The sequence below is a fragment of the Streptomyces sp. NPDC002104 genome (assembly GCF_053593795.1).
Genome location: NZ_JBSFDF010000051.1, coordinates 30,381 through 44,251, shown reverse-complemented (window position 1 = coordinate 44,251; position 13,871 = coordinate 30,381). Strand labels below are relative to the sequence as shown.

Sequence of the window (13,871 nt, the reverse complement as noted above, 5' to 3'; positions counted from 1 at the left end):
GCGCTCGATGATGCCCAATACCTGGGAGACCGTCGAGGGGGACGTCGATAACGCTTATCCGCCGGCCGATTCCGCGGATGCGGAATCCGGAGCGCCCGGCCCGGGTCCCGGCCCGGGTCCCGGCCCGGGTCCCGGTCCCGGTCCCGGTCCCGGTCCCGGTCCCGGTCCCGGTCCCGGTCCCGGCCCGGGTCAGGCCGGGGCGAGGCGGGCGGCCAGGGCGTCGAGATCGGGCAGGAACCAGATGTGGCGGCCCTCGTTCGACTCCCGTACGAGATCGCGCAGCGCCGCACTGGCCTCCAGGTGGGGCGAGAGGTCGCCGACGACCACGAGGCGGACCCGGTAGTTCACGAACTTCTGCATGATCGCCCCGGCGAGCCCGCTGCGCAGGTCGAAGAAGCCGGCGTCCAGCCGCTCCACCGGGACGGCGACGATGTCGGTCCGGTAGAAGGCGCCGCCGATGAGCTGGTCGAGCGCGTCCTGCTCGGTGGCGACCGTCGGGCCGTCCGCGGCGCAGACCAGGACCGGTACGCCGTGGTGTTCCACCAGGAGGTCAGTCATCGTCGTTCCCCATTCCGTTGCCCGGGCCGAGCACCCCGTCCACCAGGTGCAGCAGATCGGCCGTGGTGGCGGCGTCGCCGAGGATCACGATCTTCATGCGGGCGCGCTCCTTGTCGTAGACCGTCTGGACGCGCAGCGCCGCCGGAGCGGCCCGCGGGGACTGCGCGCTCGCCGTGACCAGGTTCGCGAGCCGGCTCGCGGCGTCGGGACCGATCGCGTCGATCTGCAGGATGCTCGACACCTCCACGTGCCGCCGCGGCGTCTCCCCGGCGGCGGAGGAATCCCCGGCCTCCGGGGCCGGGCGGCTCGTCAGCGCCTCGAAGTCCGCGCGGCTGATCCGGTACTGCTTGCCGATCCGGACGGCTTTGAGGCGGCCGTCGCGCACGTAGTTGCGCACCGTCCGCACGTGCAGACCGAGCAGCTCGGCGACCTCGCCGACCGAGTACAGCTCACGTCCTTCGTCACTCATGCTTCCGGATCCTACCCTATGAGGGGCTGATGCAGACTAATAGGGAAGGTTAGGGAACTCGGTGGAGGAGTTCGAGAAAGTGCCCAGGGGCGCGCAAGGGCAGGTGGTGATCGGCTCCGACGACCAGCGTCGGAACCCCGATCCGGTCCAGATGATCGACCGCGACCCCGTCGGGATCGAGGGCGTGCCCCTTCTCCGCGGCGTCCGCGGTGTTGGCGTTCCCCCGCACCATGGGCCCGATGGCCTCGAAACCGGGCGCCGACGAGCCCCGCCGTCCGCCGTCCGCCGTCCGTGGGCCGCCTCCGTGAGAGGTCCGGGAGCCGGGGAAAACCCCTTCGGGTGCGGCCGGGGCCGCTCCTATGATCACCGGATGACGGATCCCCGCTACCCCGCCAAGCCCCGCCCCGGAGACCGCGTCGCGGTGCTCTCCCCTTCGGCGGGCCTGCCCGAGCTCTTCCCGCAGCCCTACGAACTGGGACTGCGCCGGCTCCGGGAGGAGTTCGGGCTGGAGCCGGTGGAGTATCCGACGACCCGGAAGATGGGGGCGACGCCCCAGCAGCGGGCCGCCGACCTCCACGCCGCCTTCGCCGACCCCGGGATCAAGGCGGTGATCGCCAGCATCGGCGGCGACGACCAGATCACGGTGCTCCCGCACCTCGACGCCGATCTCCTGCGCGCCCACCCCAAGCCGTTCTTCGGCTACAGCGACAACACCAACCTGCTCCTGCACCTGAGGGATCTGGGGCTGGTCTCCTATCACGGGGGCTCGGTGATGGTCGAACTCGGACGGCCCGGCGCCCTGCACCCGTTGACCGAACGGTCCCTGCGGGCGGCGCTGTTCACCTCCGGCGCGTACGAGCTGACCCCCGCCGACGCCAGCGGCGACGTCAACGGCCCCTGGGACGACCCCCGCACCTTCGACGCCGAACCGGAACTGGAACCGGCCGGGGGCTGGACCTGGCACCAGGCCGACCGGGTGGTCGAGGGAATCAGCTGGGGAGGCAACCTGGAGATCATCTCCTGGCTCCTGATGGCCGACCGCGCCGTGCGGCCCGCCGAGGAGTACGCCGGCGGGGTGCTCTTCCTGGAGACCTCGGAGGACATGCCGCGGGCCCAGGAGGTCTACTGGATCCTGCGCGGCATGGGGGAGCGCGGACTGCTCCGGCAGTTCCCCGCCCTCCTGATGGGCCGGGCCAAGAGCTGGTCCTTCGAGAACCGCCACGGGACCGGGGAGCGGGAACGCTACCGCCGCGAGCAGCGCGAGGCGGTCCTGCGGGCCCTGGCCGAGTACGCCCCCGGCACCATGGCCGTCTTCGACGTGGACCTCGGGCACACCGACCCGCAGATCGTGATCCCCGTCGGGGGCCGGGTCCGGGTGGACGGCCCGGCCCGCCGGGTCTTCGTCACGTACTGACGAACATCGGCCGGACGTGGGCCCGTTGGGGTTCCCACGGCCGGGTCCGGGGTGACAATGGGGCTCCCACGGGACGTGTTGGGGGCGGCATGTCGGCGTTGCTCTTCAGGGGATCCGGCCGGGCGAGGGGCTGGGCCGGATACCTGGGTTCGGTAGGGCTCGGAGCGGGTGCGGTGGCGCTGGCGGCGGTGTGGACCTCGGGGCCCTGGGCCGCCGGGATCGGCGCCGCCGTCACCACGCTGTCCGGACTCGCCGCCGAGCTGACGCGGCCGTCCGGGGAGGGCGCCGACCCCCACGCCGCCGGGGAGGTGCTGCGCACCGCGTCGGGCCGGATCCCGCTGCTGCGCCACGTGGACCGCCCCGAACTGGCGGGAGCCCACCCGGCCGAGGCCCCCGCGGCCCCGCCCGCGTACATCCGGCGCGACGCCGAACCGGGGCTGCGTGCCGCCCTGGAGCGGACGCGGTTCGTCCTCGTGGTGGGGGAGTCCACGGCGGGCAAGACCCGGCTCGCCTACGAGGTGGCCCGCACCCGCTACCCCCGGCACGCCTTCGTCCGTCCGCTCTCCCGCGCCGCACTGCCCGAAGCGGTACGGATCGCCGGGCGCCGGCGCCGCGCCCTGCTGTGGCTGGACGACCTGGAGGACTACCTCGGCGCGGGCGGCCTCAGCGCCGCACAACTGGCCTCCCTGCAAGCGACGGTGGTCATCGCGACGATGCGGGTCCAAGAGTACCGGCGCTACGACGCCCGCGAGGAGAGCCGCCTCACCGGCTCCGACCGGGACGCCTGGCGGGCCCAGCGGGACCTGCTCCACCAGGCGACCGTCATCCGGCTGCCCCGGCACTGGTCCAGGGCGGAACGCGGCCGCGCCGCCGCCCACCAGGGCGATCCGCGCATCGGGGCCGCACTGCGCGCCGGCGAGCGGTTCGGGGTCGCGGAGGTGCTGGCGGCCGGACCGGAACTCCTGGCCGCCTGGGAGAACGCCTGGGCCCCGGGAGCCAATCCGCGCGGCGCCGCCGTGGTCGCGGCGGCGGTGGACTGCCGCCGGGCGGGACTGCGCCGCCCGGTGAGCCGCGCGTGGCTGCGCGAGCTGCACGCCCCCTATCTGGCGGCCCGGGGCGGCGGGGACCTCCAGCCCGAGCCGTTCGCCGAGGCCATGGACTGGGCCTGCGCCGCCGCCTACGCCACGAGCGGGCTGCTCATCGGCAACTTCGGGGCCGGATTCACCGCGTTCGACTACCTGCTGAACGCGCCGGGCAGCGGTCCGGTGCCCGACCACCTATGGCGCGGGCTGCTGCCCCTGGTGGAGCCCGCCGACGCCTACGACATGGGGCTCGTCGCCCATCAGGAGGGCCGCCTCGCGCGGGCCGTCGAAGCCCTCGGCCTGGCCTCGCGCGGCGGGGTCCCCGGCGCCGAACTGCCGCTCGCCATCGCCGTCGGGGACTCCGGGAAACCGCGCCGGGCCGCCGCCGATCTCGCCGGAATCGCCCGCCGGCGTGCCGGCCGGCTCGGGCCCCGGCACCCCGACACCCTGGCGGCGCGGCATCAACTGGCCTTCTTCGTAGGGGAGACAGGGAACCACCGGGCCGCCGCGGCCCAGTTCGCGGAGCTGCTCGTGGACGCACGGGAGGTGCTCGGACCCGACCACCCCGACACCCTGGCGGCGCGCCACCAGCTGGCCTATTTCACCGGCGAGGGAGGCGATCCCCGCACCGCCGCACGCCAGTTGGAGGCGCTGCTGGCCGACCGCCTACGGGTCCAGGGCGCCGGGCACCCGCAGGTGCTGGCGACCCGGCGCAGTCTGATCTGGTTCCGGCCGGGGGAACCAGCAGTCGCGGAAGCCGAGTTGGGGGAACTGCTGGCCGAAGCCGAAGCCGCCGAGGGGATCGGTCCCGACGATCCGCACACCCTCGCCATCCGGAGCAGCATGGCGGCACTGGCGGCCCGCGCGGGGCGCACCGCCGAGGCGGCGCGGGCCTGGGCGGAGCTCACCGCCGACCGGACCAGGGTGCTCGGCGAGGACCACCCGCACGCCCTCTACTCCCGCCTGGAGTGGGCCCGCGCCCTCCTCGCCCGGGACCGCGCCCCCGAGGCGGCGGCGGTCCTGACCGTCGCCCTGGCACGCGCCGAGTCCGTCCTGGAACCGGGCCACCGGCACCTGCGCACGGCCCGGGAACTGCTGCACCGGGCCGACCGGCAGGACCCTGCCTAGACGACCTAGAGCAGCGGGGCCAGTGCCCGGGTGGCGGCCAGCAGGGCGGGTGCGCAGGTCTCGATCTCCGCGCGGGAGACCAGGAACGTGACGGTCGTGATGCTGACGCCGCCGACCGGACGGCCGCCGGCGCCGAGGACCGCCGCGCCGATGCACCGGATGGTCGCCTCGTTCTCCTCGTCGTCCAGCGCGAAACCCCGCTCCCGCACCCGCTCCAGCTCGGCCTCCAGGGCCTGCCGCGTCGTCAGCGTGTTCGGCGTGCGGCGCGGCAGCCCGGCCGAGGCGATCAGCTCGCGGGCCTCGGCGGCCGGCAGCCCGGCCAGGATGCTCTTGCCGATCGCGGTCGTGTGCAGCGGCATCCGCATGCCGACCCGCGAGGCCGTCTGGAAGGGCTGCTGCTCGCTCTCCAGCTTCCGGATGTAGGTGATGGTCTCCCCGCTGTGCAGGGCGAGATGGACCGCCTGCCCCGTGGCCTCCTGCAGCTCCCGCAGGATCCGCTCGATGCTGGCCGGCTCCCCGCCGCTGACCAGGGCGGACAGTGCGCGCAGCCGCGGGCCGACGCCGTAGCGGCTCTCGCCTTCGGGGCGTACGAAGCCCTGCTCGATCAGGGAGGCCAGGATGCGGAAGGTGCTCGACTTCGGCACGGCCGCCACCGCCATGACGTCGGTGAGCCGGTGCGGGCCGCCGGGCGCGGCCACGGCCTCCAGGATCCGCATCGACTTCTCCAGCGCCGTACCGGCGGCGGAGGTCCGTCCGCCGCGCGAGGTGCTTTCGGCCTCCGTGCTCCCGGGTCTGTCGTCCGTGGACAAGGGATCTCCCGAGGTGGGTATGGTCTGCAGCAGAAGTTCCGTTACACAATACCAAGTTCCACTACGTGGAACAAATGGAGGGCTCCTTGTCCTGTCACCCGTACGCGGCCATCACCGCGCAGCGCCTGCTGCCGGTCCTGCGCAACGCCGACGCGGACGAGGCCGTCCGCCACACCAGCGCCCTGCTCGCCGCCGGCTGCCGCACCGTCGAACTCACCACCTCCACCCCCGGCTGGGCCGAGGCCGTGACCCGGACCGTGCCGCTCACCGACGCGCAGGGGCGGCCCGCCCTCATCGGAGTCGGCACCGTCACCACCGCCGAGGCCGCGCGGACCGCGCTCGACGCGGGCGCCGCCTTCCTCATCTCCCCGTACCCGGCCCCGGAGGTCCGCGAAGTCGCCCTGGAGCGCGGGGCCGTCTTCGTCGAGGGCGGCTTCACCCCCGGCGAGATCGCCTCCGCGGTCCGCTCCGGCGGCGCGGCGAAGGTGTTCCCCGCCCACGTGGGCGGACCCGCCTTCATCCGCTCCCTCAAGGCGGTCCTCCCCGACGCCCTGATCATCCCGACCGGCGGGATCGCGCCGGGCGAGGTCCGGGACTGGCTCGCGGCCGGCGCCGCCGCCGTCGGGATAGGCAGCGGCCTGCCCGCCGACCCGGGCGAACTGGCCGCCGTCTTCGCCGGCCTCGCCCAGCCCTGCTGCGCTCACTGCGCGGGCACGGAGGTCCGGGCGTGAGCGGGGCCGGGCCCACGGGCGGGCCCGCCGCCGGGGCGCAGGGGTACGACGTCCTCGTGCTCGGCGAGGTCCTCGTCGAGATCCACGCCGAGACGGCCCTGCGGGACGCCGCCGACGGAACCCCCGCCCGGGTCTCCTTCTCCGGGGACGCCCTCAACGCCGCGGCCGCCGCCGTCGCCGCCGGAGCCCGCACCGCCCTCCTCGCCGTCGTCGGCGACGACGAGCTGAGCGTCCCGCTGCTGGCCCGCGCCGCCGGACTCGGCGTGGACGTCTCCCACGTACGCCGCTCCCCGCGCCCGAACGGCGCCTACCTGCTGGCCGCCGACACCGAGGGCGACCGCGCGTTCGTGTACTGGCGCACCGCCAGCGCCGGTTCCACCCTCTCGGTGGAACACATCGGCTCCTGGCGGGAGTTGCTGACAAGCTCCACGGCCCTCATCACCAGCGGCATCACCGGCGCCCTGTCACCGAGCAGCCGCGAAGCCGTCCTGCTCGCCGCCAAGACCGTGCACGGCGCCGGCGGGCACCTCTCCTACGACCCCAACTTCCGCTCCCGGCTGACCAGTCGGGACGAGGCCCGGACCCTGCTGGCCCGCATCGCCCCGCTGACCGGGCTGCTGAAGACCTCCTGCCCGGCCGACGCCCTGGCCCTGGTCGGCACCGACGACCCGGCCGAGGCCGCCGCCCGCTACCGGGCCCTCGGCGCCCGTACGGTCGCCGTCACGGCGGGAGCCGACCGGCTGCTGCTGGACGACGGTACGCAGGCGGCGTACCTCCCCGTCCCGCTCAACCCCGACCCGGTCGACGCGACGGGCGCCGGGGACTGCTTCACCGGCACCGCCACCGCCCGGCTCGCCCTGGGCGACAGTCTCGCGGACTCCGTGGCGTACGCGATGGCGGCCGCCTCCCTCTCCGTGTCCGGCCGCGGCGGCACCGGACGCGTCCCCGATTTCACCGAAACGGCCGCCCTGGCGGCCGCCCACCGCGACCGCCTCCCGGGCACAGGACGGGCAACCCGCGCCGGTGCCTGACGGGCCCGTGCTCGCCGGGTTCGCTACGCCGCCGCGAGCAGGGCCGTCTCCTCGGCGGTCAGCCGCAGCGCACCGGCGGCGACGTTCTCGGCCAGGTGCTCCGGATTCCCGGTGCCCGGGATCGCGAGGACGTGCGCGCCCCGGCTCAGGGTCCACGCCAGGCGGAGCTGGGCCGGGGACACCCCGTGGGCCCGCGCGAGATCGCGTACCGCCGGCCCCTCCTCGGTGACCCCTCCGGCCTCCTTGCCCGCGCCCGCGATCGCGAAGAAGGGGACGAAGGCGATGCCCTGTTCGCCGCACGCGTCGAGGAAGGCGTGCTCCTCGGCCGGCGAACCGATCCCGTACGCGTTCTGCACGCAGACCACCGGCGCGATGGCCCGCGCCTCGGCGAGGTGGTCCGGCCGTACGTTGGACACGCCCAGGTGCCGGATCAGCCCGGCCGCGCGCAGTTCGGCGAGCGCCCCGAAGTGCTCGGCGAGGGAACCGCTCGTCGCCTGGCGCGGGACGCGCAGGTTGACCACGTCCAGGTGGTCGCGGCCGAGCTGGCGCAGGTTCTCCTCGACCTGCCCGCGCAGCTGCCCGGGCGTGGCCCACCACCACTCGCCGGAGGCATCGCGGCCCGGCCCGACCTTGGTGGTGATGACCAGCTCGTCGGCGTAAGGGGAGAGGGCCCGGTTGACGAGCTCGTTGGCGGAGCGGGTCGGGGAGAAGTAGAACGCGGCCGTGTCGATGTGGTTGACGCCCAGCTCGACCGCCCGCCTCAGCACCCCGGTCACCCGGTCCCGGTCGCTGGGGGAGCCGTCGGCGAGGTGCGTGAGGCGCATCGTGCCGAACCCGATGCGGCGGACCGGGAGGTCGCCGAGGAGCCAGGTGCCGGAGTCGGCCGCGTCGATCCTGTCGGAAGTCATCGGCTGAGCGTATCGGGGTCGGTGACCCAGCCCGCGAACAGCACGAGACCGGACCGCCGGTCGACGGCGAGGAAGCCGAAGGGCCGGTCCACGTCGAAACCGGCCTGCCGGACCCGGTACGAGCGCACCCGCGCGGCCCCGCGGAACATGGCGACGGCGGTGACGGCCGCGGCCTCGAACCCCTCCGCGTGGAAGCGGGCCACGGCGGACTGGCGGGCGGAGCCGACCGCCAGCGGGACGGCGGAGATGCCGGGGAAGTGGCCCGGGCGGGCGGCCGCGGAGGTGAGCCCGAACAGTTCGGCCTGCCGCAAAAGATCGTGCTCGGCGCGGATGCCGAAGGCCACCGTGCCGATCCGGACCACGGGCGCGGGACTGGTGGAGTCCACCGTGCTCAGGGACAGCCCGGGACCCGCGGCGCCGTCGGGGAGCTCCGCCGCGGTCGCTGAGCCGAGCGCGCCGCCGACCTCGGCGATCCCGGTCGCCAGGACGTCCCCGGGCGAGGCCCCGGCTTCTCCGAGCAGCAGGTGCACGTCGGCGCCGAGGGCGCCGGGCGCGCCGGGCACACGGAGCAGGGTGACCGGGCCGGCGGGCCCCCGCGCCACCCGGATCCGCTCCGGGAAGGCGTGGCTGACGGTCAGCCCGCGCAGCCGGCGCCCGCGCCACGGGCCGTGCGCCGGCTGGGTCCGCCGCTCGGAGAAGGGCTGCTCCCAGGTCAGGTGCAGCGCGAGCGCGGAGGCGAGGACCAGCGCGACCTCGGGACCGACCTCGGCGGGCATCCGCTCGACGAGACCGCCGGTGCGCTCCGCGGCCCAGCTGTCCAGGGCCTTGCGGTCGGCGTCCTCGTCCCCGCTGAGGGCGGCCCGGGTCCCGGCGGGCAGCCGGGCCGCCCAGGCCGCCTCCAGCGGCAGGTCCCGCCGCGCCCACAGGCCGGTGGCGGCGCGCAGGCCCCGTACGCCGTCCAGGGCGGTCAGCAGCTCGCGGGCGGCCTCGGCGGCGGTGTCGGCGGGCAGGCCGAGCGCCTGCTCCAGTTCGGTGCGGGCCGGGCCGTCGGCGCCGTCCGCGAGCAGGGCCAGCAGCGGCCAGAGCCCGGCCGCGGTGAACACCGTGCCTCCGGCGGCGTCCGCGTCCGCGGACCGCGCCGCCCACCGTGCCGTCAGGCGGTTGACCGCTTCCACCGTCGAGTTCCTCATGGAGCGGAGCGTACGGGGAAGGGCCGGGCGGAGCGGGAGCGGGAGCGGCCGCGGGACCGGGTCAGTGCCCTGCCCGTTCCCCGGCTGCCTCGGCTGCCTCGAACGCCTCGAACGCCTCGGCTTCCTCCGCTTCCTTCGCCGCCAAGTCCTTCTCCTCGTACGGGAGGGCGTTCGCCACCCAGCCCGCGGCGAGCACCAGGCGCGAGGTCCGGTGGACGGCGAGGAAGCCGAAGGGGCGGCGGAAGGCGACTTCGGCCCGTCGGACGCGGTACCTCAGCCGGGGCATCGCGCAGCCGGCCGCGAACCCGATCGCCGTCACGGAGGCGGCTTCGAACCCCTCCGCGTGGAAGCGTGCCAGGGCCGACTGCCGGGCGGCGCCGACGGCCAGCGGCTCGCCGCTGATGCCCGGGAAGTGGCCCCTCCGGGTGTCCGAGGCGCTGTGCAGGCCGAACAGCCCCGCCGGGTCGAGGAGATCGTGGTCCGCCTGGACCTCGAAGGCCACCGTGCGGATGTCCAGCCGGTGTTCGGGGCGGTCCGAGCGGACGCTCCCGATGCGCAGTCCCGGCCCCGGGTTCCCCTCGGGCAGCAGGCTCGCGCCCGTCGACGGGATCGTCCGGGTGACGGCCGCGACACCGGTTTGGAGAGTGGCCCCCGGCGGAGCCTGCGGCTCGCCCAGGACGAGGTGGACGTCCACCCCGCCGTCGCCCACGACCTCCAGCAGGGTCACCAACCCGCCCGGCCCCCGGGCCACTTGGACCCGGTCGAGGAGGCTCGTACTGCGGCTCAGCGCCTGCACTTCCTGCCCCACCCACGGGCCTTCGCCGATCTCGGCCGGCCAGGTGTCGAAGGGCTGGATCCAGCGCGTGCGCAGCGTGAGCGCGGAGGCCAGCACGAAACGCGTCTCCTCGTCGACGGGGACCGGCATCCGCTCGATGAGGCCGTCGGTGCGCTCGCGGGCCCAGGCGTCCAGGGCAGCGGCGTCGGTTTCCGCGTCGCCGCTGAGGATGCCCCGGGTCCCGGCGGGGAGCCGGGCCGCCCAGGCCGCCTCCAGCGGCAGGTCCCGCCGCGCCCACAGGCCGGTGGCGGCGCGCACGCCCCGTACGCCGTCCAGGGCGGCGAGGAACTCCCGGGCGGCCCCGGCCGCCGTGCCGGCGGATATCCCGAGGGCTTCTTCCAGCTCGGCGCGGGCGGGTCCGCAGGCGCCGTCGGCGACCAGGGCCAGCAGCGGCCAGACACCGGCGGCCGTGAACACCGTGCCCGTGCCGTCCGCCGCCGCGTGTCCGGCCCAGCGGGAGGTGAGCGCGTTGAGCGCCCGTACCGTCTGCGTCTTCATGCGGGGAGCGTAAGGGCTGGGGCGCCGCCGGGCCGGGTCGTTTTCCCCGGCCCGGCGGCGCTGTTCGGGGGCGGGCCGTCAGTGGCCGCGCAGGCCCTGGTCGACCGCGGTCATCAGCTCACCGTCGGCGGTGTCCGCGTCCAGCGACCAGAACATCGCGCCGCCGAGACCCTCCTCGCGGATGTACCGGGTCTTGGCGCGCAGCACCGTCGGGTCGTCGTACGTCCACAGGGTGGTGCCGTCGAACAGCCAGGCGCTGCCGTTGCGGCGGTCACGGTGGAGCGTGTACGTACCGGACGCCGCGAGCTGCTTGAGCTCCTTGTAGTCGGCGTACCCGTTCGCCCAGGCGGCCGGAGCCGGACCCGTCGCGGGCTGCCCCATGCCGTCCCCGCCGCCGCTGACGCCGGTCCAGCCCTGCCCGTAGAACGGCATGCCCATCACGAGCTTGTCCGCGGGCGCACCGCGCCGCTCCCAGGCGTCCACCGTGCCGTCGACGCTGAAGTCGTTCCTCGCGTACAGCGCGGACTGCTGCGCGGTGGTCGCCTCGCCGGAGACGTGGAAGTCGTAGCCCTGGAGGGTCACGAAGTCGAGGTCGCGCATGATCCGGCGGACGTCGAAGCCCGCGTCGATCTTGGCGGGGGCGGTCGGGACGAACGCGGACAGCTCGTACTTCGCCTTGCGCTTCTGGCTGCGGGCGTAGTCGTCGAGCTGGGTGCGGAACTCGCTCACCAGCGCGGTGAAGTTCTTCTTGTCCTCGGGACGGTAGGTGGTGTCGGTGTCGCCCGCCGAACCGGGCCACTCCCAGTCGATGTCGAACCCGTCGAAGATCCCGGCGGCCGAACCCGCGCCGCCGCGGGTGCCGTCCTGCGGGAGGTTGCCCTTGATGTACAGGTCGATGCAGGAGGACACGAGGGCCTTGCGGGAGGCCGGGGTGAGCGCGGCGTCCGAGAAGTGCGTGGACCAGCTCCAACCGCCCAGGGAGAGCAGGACCTTGAGGCCGGGGTGCTTGGCCTTGAGCTCGCGGAGCTGGTTGAAGTTGCCGGCGAGCGGCTGCACCCAGTCGTCGGCGACGCCGTCCACCGAGTTCTCGGCGTCCAGCGGCCGGACGTAGTCGGCCCAGGCGTCGGCCTCACCGGGGATGTTGCCGGTGAAGCACTTGCCGTCCGCGCTGATGTTGCCGAAGGCGTAGTTGATGTGCGTGAGCTTGCTCGCGCTGCCGTTCTTCTCCAGGTCCTGGACCTGGAAGTCCCGTCCGTAGACGCCCCATTGGGTGAAGTAGCCGACCTTCTTGTACGAGCGGCCGTGCCCGGAGCCGCCGTGGCCGGCGCCGTCGTGGGCGGGGGCGAAGGCGGTCAGCAGGGAGAGGGAGCAGGCGGCGACGGCCAGCCTGCCGAGCATGCTGCGGCGCATGGGCTTCCTTTGCGGATGCGGTGAGTGGTGCCGGGGCGCGTGCGCTGTGCATGCGGAAACTATTGGTCTGGACCACAGCGGGTCAAGGGGGCGGGGCAACTCGTTCCGGACGGGCGGGTGTCGGGGCGGGACGGATCGGGGTCCTCAGGGAAGACTCCACTGCCCGACGTCGTTGGCGAGCCCGCCGTCGAGGGCGAACTGGACCGCGGCGAGGCCCGCGTCCCGAGGCACCCGGAAGGCGACGAAGCCGGCAGCGGTGGAGCCGGGGTCGAGGATGACGGTGCCGGCGAAGGCGGCACCGGCCCCCGTCGGCGCGTTCAGACCGGCGAACCGGCGCCCCTCGGAGTCCAGCAGATGAGTGGCGGCGGCGGGGGAGTCCTCGTACACGGCCGTCCCGGTGTTCTCCAGGCGCAGTTCTACGGAGACCAGCCGGTCGGCGTCACCGGGCGCGGGACCCGCCGGGTCGGCCACCCGGGTGAGGGTGACGTCGAGCCGCTCGCCGGGGGCGGTCCCGCTGAGGGAGACGGTCTCACCGGAGGCGTCCGGGCCCGGAGCGGCGACCGCACCGGAGCCTCCGCCAGGGCCGGGGAGGGCGGGGCCGAGGAGCAGAGCGGCCGTCAGCAGGACGAGGCCGGCGAGCGCACGCGTGCCCCGCCGGGCGGTACCGCGCCGGACCGGCCGCACTGGTCGATCCGGATGGTCCGGCTGCACCGGCTGCACGGGCTGCTCCGGCCGCACGGGCTGCTCCGGCCGCTCCGGCCGCTCCGGCTGCACCGGCCGGTGCCGACCCGAAGAGCCCGACCCCGTACGGTTCCTCACCCCGTCCACGATCCTCCGCGCGGGCACGGCTCGCGACCCCGCGCCGCACCGCGGCCGGGGGCGGGGGCGGCCGGGCTGCGGCCCATGGCCCGTAGCCTGGGCCGCATGCTCTCCCTCCCATCGGACGACCCGCTCGCCGAAGCCGTCACGGCCGCGATCCGGGGTGGCGACCTGGACGGGCTCCGGCTGCTGCTGGCCGCGCACCCCGGGCTGGCGGCGGGCCGGATCGTGAAGCGGGGCGAGGCGGCGGGCGAGCGGAGCCTGCTGCACGTCGCCGTGGACTGGCCCGGCCACTCCCCGCGGACGGCGGAGGTGATCCGTACCCTCGTCGAGGCCGGAGCCGATCCGGCGGCCCGCTTCGCCGGCTCGCACCAGGAGACCCCGCTGCACTGGGCGGCGAGCAACGACGACGTCACCGCGATCGACGCCCTGGTCGGGGCCGGGGCGCCGATCGAGGCCCCGGGCTCGGTCCTGGGAGGCGGCACCCCGCTGGCCGACGCGACCGGCTTCGGACAGTGGCGGGCGGCGCGCCGACTCCTCGAACTCGGCGCCCGCCCCACCCTCCAGGACGCGGCCACCCTGGGACTGCTCACCACGGTCGAGGCGTCCGTCGCGGCGGGGGCGGACCCGGAGGAGGTCACCGGCGCCTTCTGGGGAGCGTGCCACGGGGGCCAACTGTCCACAGCCCAATACCTGTTGTCTCAGGGAGCGGACATCAACTGGATCGGCTACGGCGGCCAGACCCCCCTCGACATCGCACTGACCAGCGACGACGCTCCGCTCATCGAATGGCTCCGATCCACCGGCGCGCTGACCCGGGCTGAAATTCCTCGCGGCTGACCCCCGAATTCAGTGGATCTTCAGGGTGCGCCGTGGCATGGTTGGTCTCACCGAAGGGGTGTAGCTCAGTTGGTAGAGCACCGGTCTCCAAAACCGGTTGTCGTAGGTTCGAGCCCTGCCACCCCTGCCAAGCCCATCAGGGTCTTCCC

14 protein-coding genes and 1 tRNA gene are annotated in these 13,871 nt (G+C 74.8%); 6 read left to right on the top strand and 9 right to left on the bottom strand.

What is annotated here, in order from left to right; all coding sequences use genetic code 11:
* Nucleotides 1-189: 189 nt before the first annotated feature.
* Genes ACWCP2_RS31170 through ACWCP2_RS31160 form a run of 3 tightly spaced genes read right to left on the bottom strand, consistent with a single transcriptional unit; the run spans nt 190 to nt 1,259 of the window.
* The gene (locus ACWCP2_RS31170) at nt 190-558 is read right to left on the bottom strand and encodes a DUF4180 domain-containing protein (RefSeq protein ID WP_450911910.1); all 369 of its coding nucleotides are present in this window, start codon (nt 556-558) and stop codon (nt 190-192) included.
* Nucleotides 551-1,027, bottom strand: coding sequence for a helix-turn-helix domain-containing protein (locus tag ACWCP2_RS31165; RefSeq protein WP_450911909.1), 477 nt, complete (start codon nt 1,025-1,027; stop codon nt 551-553). Before ACWCP2_RS31165 ends, ACWCP2_RS31170 begins: the two co-directional genes overlap by 8 nt.
* Before the next feature lie 49 nt (nt 1,028-1,076).
* Nucleotides 1,077-1,259 carry a hypothetical protein gene (locus tag ACWCP2_RS31160; protein ID WP_450911908.1) on the bottom strand — a complete coding sequence of 61 codons (183 nt, stop codon included), beginning with the start codon at nt 1,257-1,259 and terminating at the stop codon, nt 1,077-1,079.
* A 138-nt stretch (nt 1,260-1,397) separates the two neighbouring features.
* Between ACWCP2_RS31160 and ACWCP2_RS31155 the strand changes: the two genes are divergently transcribed.
* Both ACWCP2_RS31155 and ACWCP2_RS31150 read left to right on the top strand, forming a co-directional pair.
* Nucleotides 1,398-2,441, top strand: coding sequence for a S66 family peptidase (locus tag ACWCP2_RS31155; protein WP_450911907.1), 1,044 nt, complete (start codon nt 1,398-1,400; stop codon nt 2,439-2,441).
* 89 nt (nt 2,442-2,530) lie between these two features.
* A complete protein-coding gene (locus ACWCP2_RS31150) occupies nt 2,531-4,651 on the top strand; it encodes a tetratricopeptide repeat protein (protein WP_450911906.1) in 2,121 nt (706 codons plus the stop codon).
* Between the two features lie 5 nt (nt 4,652-4,656).
* Here the strand turns inward: ACWCP2_RS31150 and ACWCP2_RS31145 are convergent, their stop codons facing one another.
* Nucleotides 4,657-5,460, bottom strand: a complete 804-nt coding sequence (locus ACWCP2_RS31145; protein ID WP_450911905.1) for an IclR family transcriptional regulator — start codon at nt 5,458-5,460, stop codon at nt 4,657-4,659.
* A gap of 86 nt (nt 5,461-5,546) precedes the next feature.
* Between ACWCP2_RS31145 and ACWCP2_RS31140 the strand changes: the two genes are divergently transcribed.
* Complete coding sequence (locus ACWCP2_RS31140) at nt 5,547-6,191, top strand: bifunctional 4-hydroxy-2-oxoglutarate aldolase/2-dehydro-3-deoxy-phosphogluconate aldolase (protein WP_450911904.1); 645 nt, start codon at nt 5,547-5,549, stop codon at nt 6,189-6,191.
* On the top strand, nt 6,188-7,222 hold the full coding sequence (locus ACWCP2_RS31135; protein ID WP_450911903.1) for a sugar kinase: 1,035 nt from the start codon (nt 6,188-6,190) through the stop codon (nt 7,220-7,222). The genes ACWCP2_RS31140 and ACWCP2_RS31135 overlap by 4 nt, the downstream gene beginning before the upstream one ends.
* A 23-nt stretch (nt 7,223-7,245) precedes the next feature.
* Here ACWCP2_RS31135 and ACWCP2_RS31130 read toward each other — a convergent pair whose 3' ends face one another.
* From ACWCP2_RS31130 to ACWCP2_RS31110, 5 genes are all read right to left on the bottom strand, one after another.
* Nucleotides 7,246-8,130, bottom strand: coding sequence for an aldo/keto reductase (locus ACWCP2_RS31130; RefSeq protein WP_450911902.1), 885 nt, complete (start codon nt 8,128-8,130; stop codon nt 7,246-7,248).
* Nucleotides 8,127-9,320, bottom strand: coding sequence for a serpin family protein (locus ACWCP2_RS31125; RefSeq protein WP_450911901.1), 1,194 nt, complete (start codon nt 9,318-9,320; stop codon nt 8,127-8,129). Before ACWCP2_RS31125 ends, ACWCP2_RS31130 begins: the two co-directional genes overlap by 4 nt.
* A gap of 61 nt (nt 9,321-9,381) precedes the next feature.
* Nucleotides 9,382-10,653: a serpin family protein gene (locus tag ACWCP2_RS31120; protein ID WP_450911900.1), complete on the bottom strand. Its 1,272-nt coding sequence runs from the start codon at nt 10,651-10,653 to the stop codon at nt 9,382-9,384.
* Nucleotides 10,654-10,731: 78 nt separating this feature from the next.
* The gene (locus ACWCP2_RS31115) at nt 10,732-12,063 is read right to left on the bottom strand and encodes a glycoside hydrolase family 18 protein (RefSeq protein WP_450911899.1); all 1,332 of its coding nucleotides are present in this window, start codon (nt 12,061-12,063) and stop codon (nt 10,732-10,734) included.
* A 144-nt stretch (nt 12,064-12,207) separates the two neighbouring features.
* Nucleotides 12,208-12,783 carry a DUF4352 domain-containing protein gene (locus ACWCP2_RS31110; RefSeq protein ID WP_450911898.1) on the bottom strand — a complete coding sequence of 192 codons (576 nt, stop codon included), beginning with the start codon at nt 12,781-12,783 and terminating at the stop codon, nt 12,208-12,210.
* A gap of 204 nt (nt 12,784-12,987) precedes the next feature.
* Here ACWCP2_RS31110 and ACWCP2_RS31105 point away from each other — a divergent pair, with 204 nt between their 5' ends.
* Nucleotides 12,988-13,722 carry an ankyrin repeat domain-containing protein gene (locus ACWCP2_RS31105; protein WP_450911897.1) on the top strand — a complete coding sequence of 245 codons (735 nt, stop codon included), beginning with the start codon at nt 12,988-12,990 and terminating at the stop codon, nt 13,720-13,722.
* 54 nt (nt 13,723-13,776) lie between these two features.
* Nucleotides 13,777-13,852: transfer RNA gene (locus ACWCP2_RS31100), tRNA-Trp, on the top strand.
* The last annotated feature ends 19 nt before the right edge of the window (nt 13,853-13,871 follow it).

What these genes read in the sequence shown, in the direction of transcription:
- ACWCP2_RS31150 (WP_450911906.1), top strand. Translation starts at nt 2,531, where the DNA reads ATGTCGGCGTTGCTCTTCAGGGGATCCGGCCGGGCGAGGGGCTGGGCC.
- ACWCP2_RS31165 (WP_450911909.1), bottom strand. Translation starts at nt 1,027, where the DNA reads ATGAGTGACGAAGGACGTGAGCTGTACTCGGTCGGCGAGGTCGCCGAG.
- ACWCP2_RS31130 (WP_450911902.1), bottom strand. Translation starts at nt 8,130, where the DNA reads ATGACTTCCGACAGGATCGACGCGGCCGACTCCGGCACCTGGCTCCTC.
- ACWCP2_RS31105 (WP_450911897.1), top strand. Translation starts at nt 12,988, where the DNA reads ATGCTCTCCCTCCCATCGGACGACCCGCTCGCCGAAGCCGTCACGGCC.
- ACWCP2_RS31160 (WP_450911908.1), bottom strand. Translation starts at nt 1,259, where the DNA reads ATGGTGCGGGGGAACGCCAACACCGCGGACGCCGCGGAGAAGGGGCAC.
- ACWCP2_RS31155 (WP_450911907.1), top strand. Translation starts at nt 1,398, where the DNA reads ATGACGGATCCCCGCTACCCCGCCAAGCCCCGCCCCGGAGACCGCGTC.
- ACWCP2_RS31115 (WP_450911899.1), bottom strand. Translation starts at nt 12,063, where the DNA reads ATGCGCCGCAGCATGCTCGGCAGGCTGGCCGTCGCCGCCTGCTCCCTC.
- ACWCP2_RS31125 (WP_450911901.1), bottom strand. Translation starts at nt 9,320, where the DNA reads ATGAGGAACTCGACGGTGGAAGCGGTCAACCGCCTGACGGCACGGTGG.
- ACWCP2_RS31170 (WP_450911910.1), bottom strand. Translation starts at nt 558, where the DNA reads ATGACTGACCTCCTGGTGGAACACCACGGCGTACCGGTCCTGGTCTGC.
- ACWCP2_RS31120 (WP_450911900.1), bottom strand. Translation starts at nt 10,653, where the DNA reads ATGAAGACGCAGACGGTACGGGCGCTCAACGCGCTCACCTCCCGCTGG.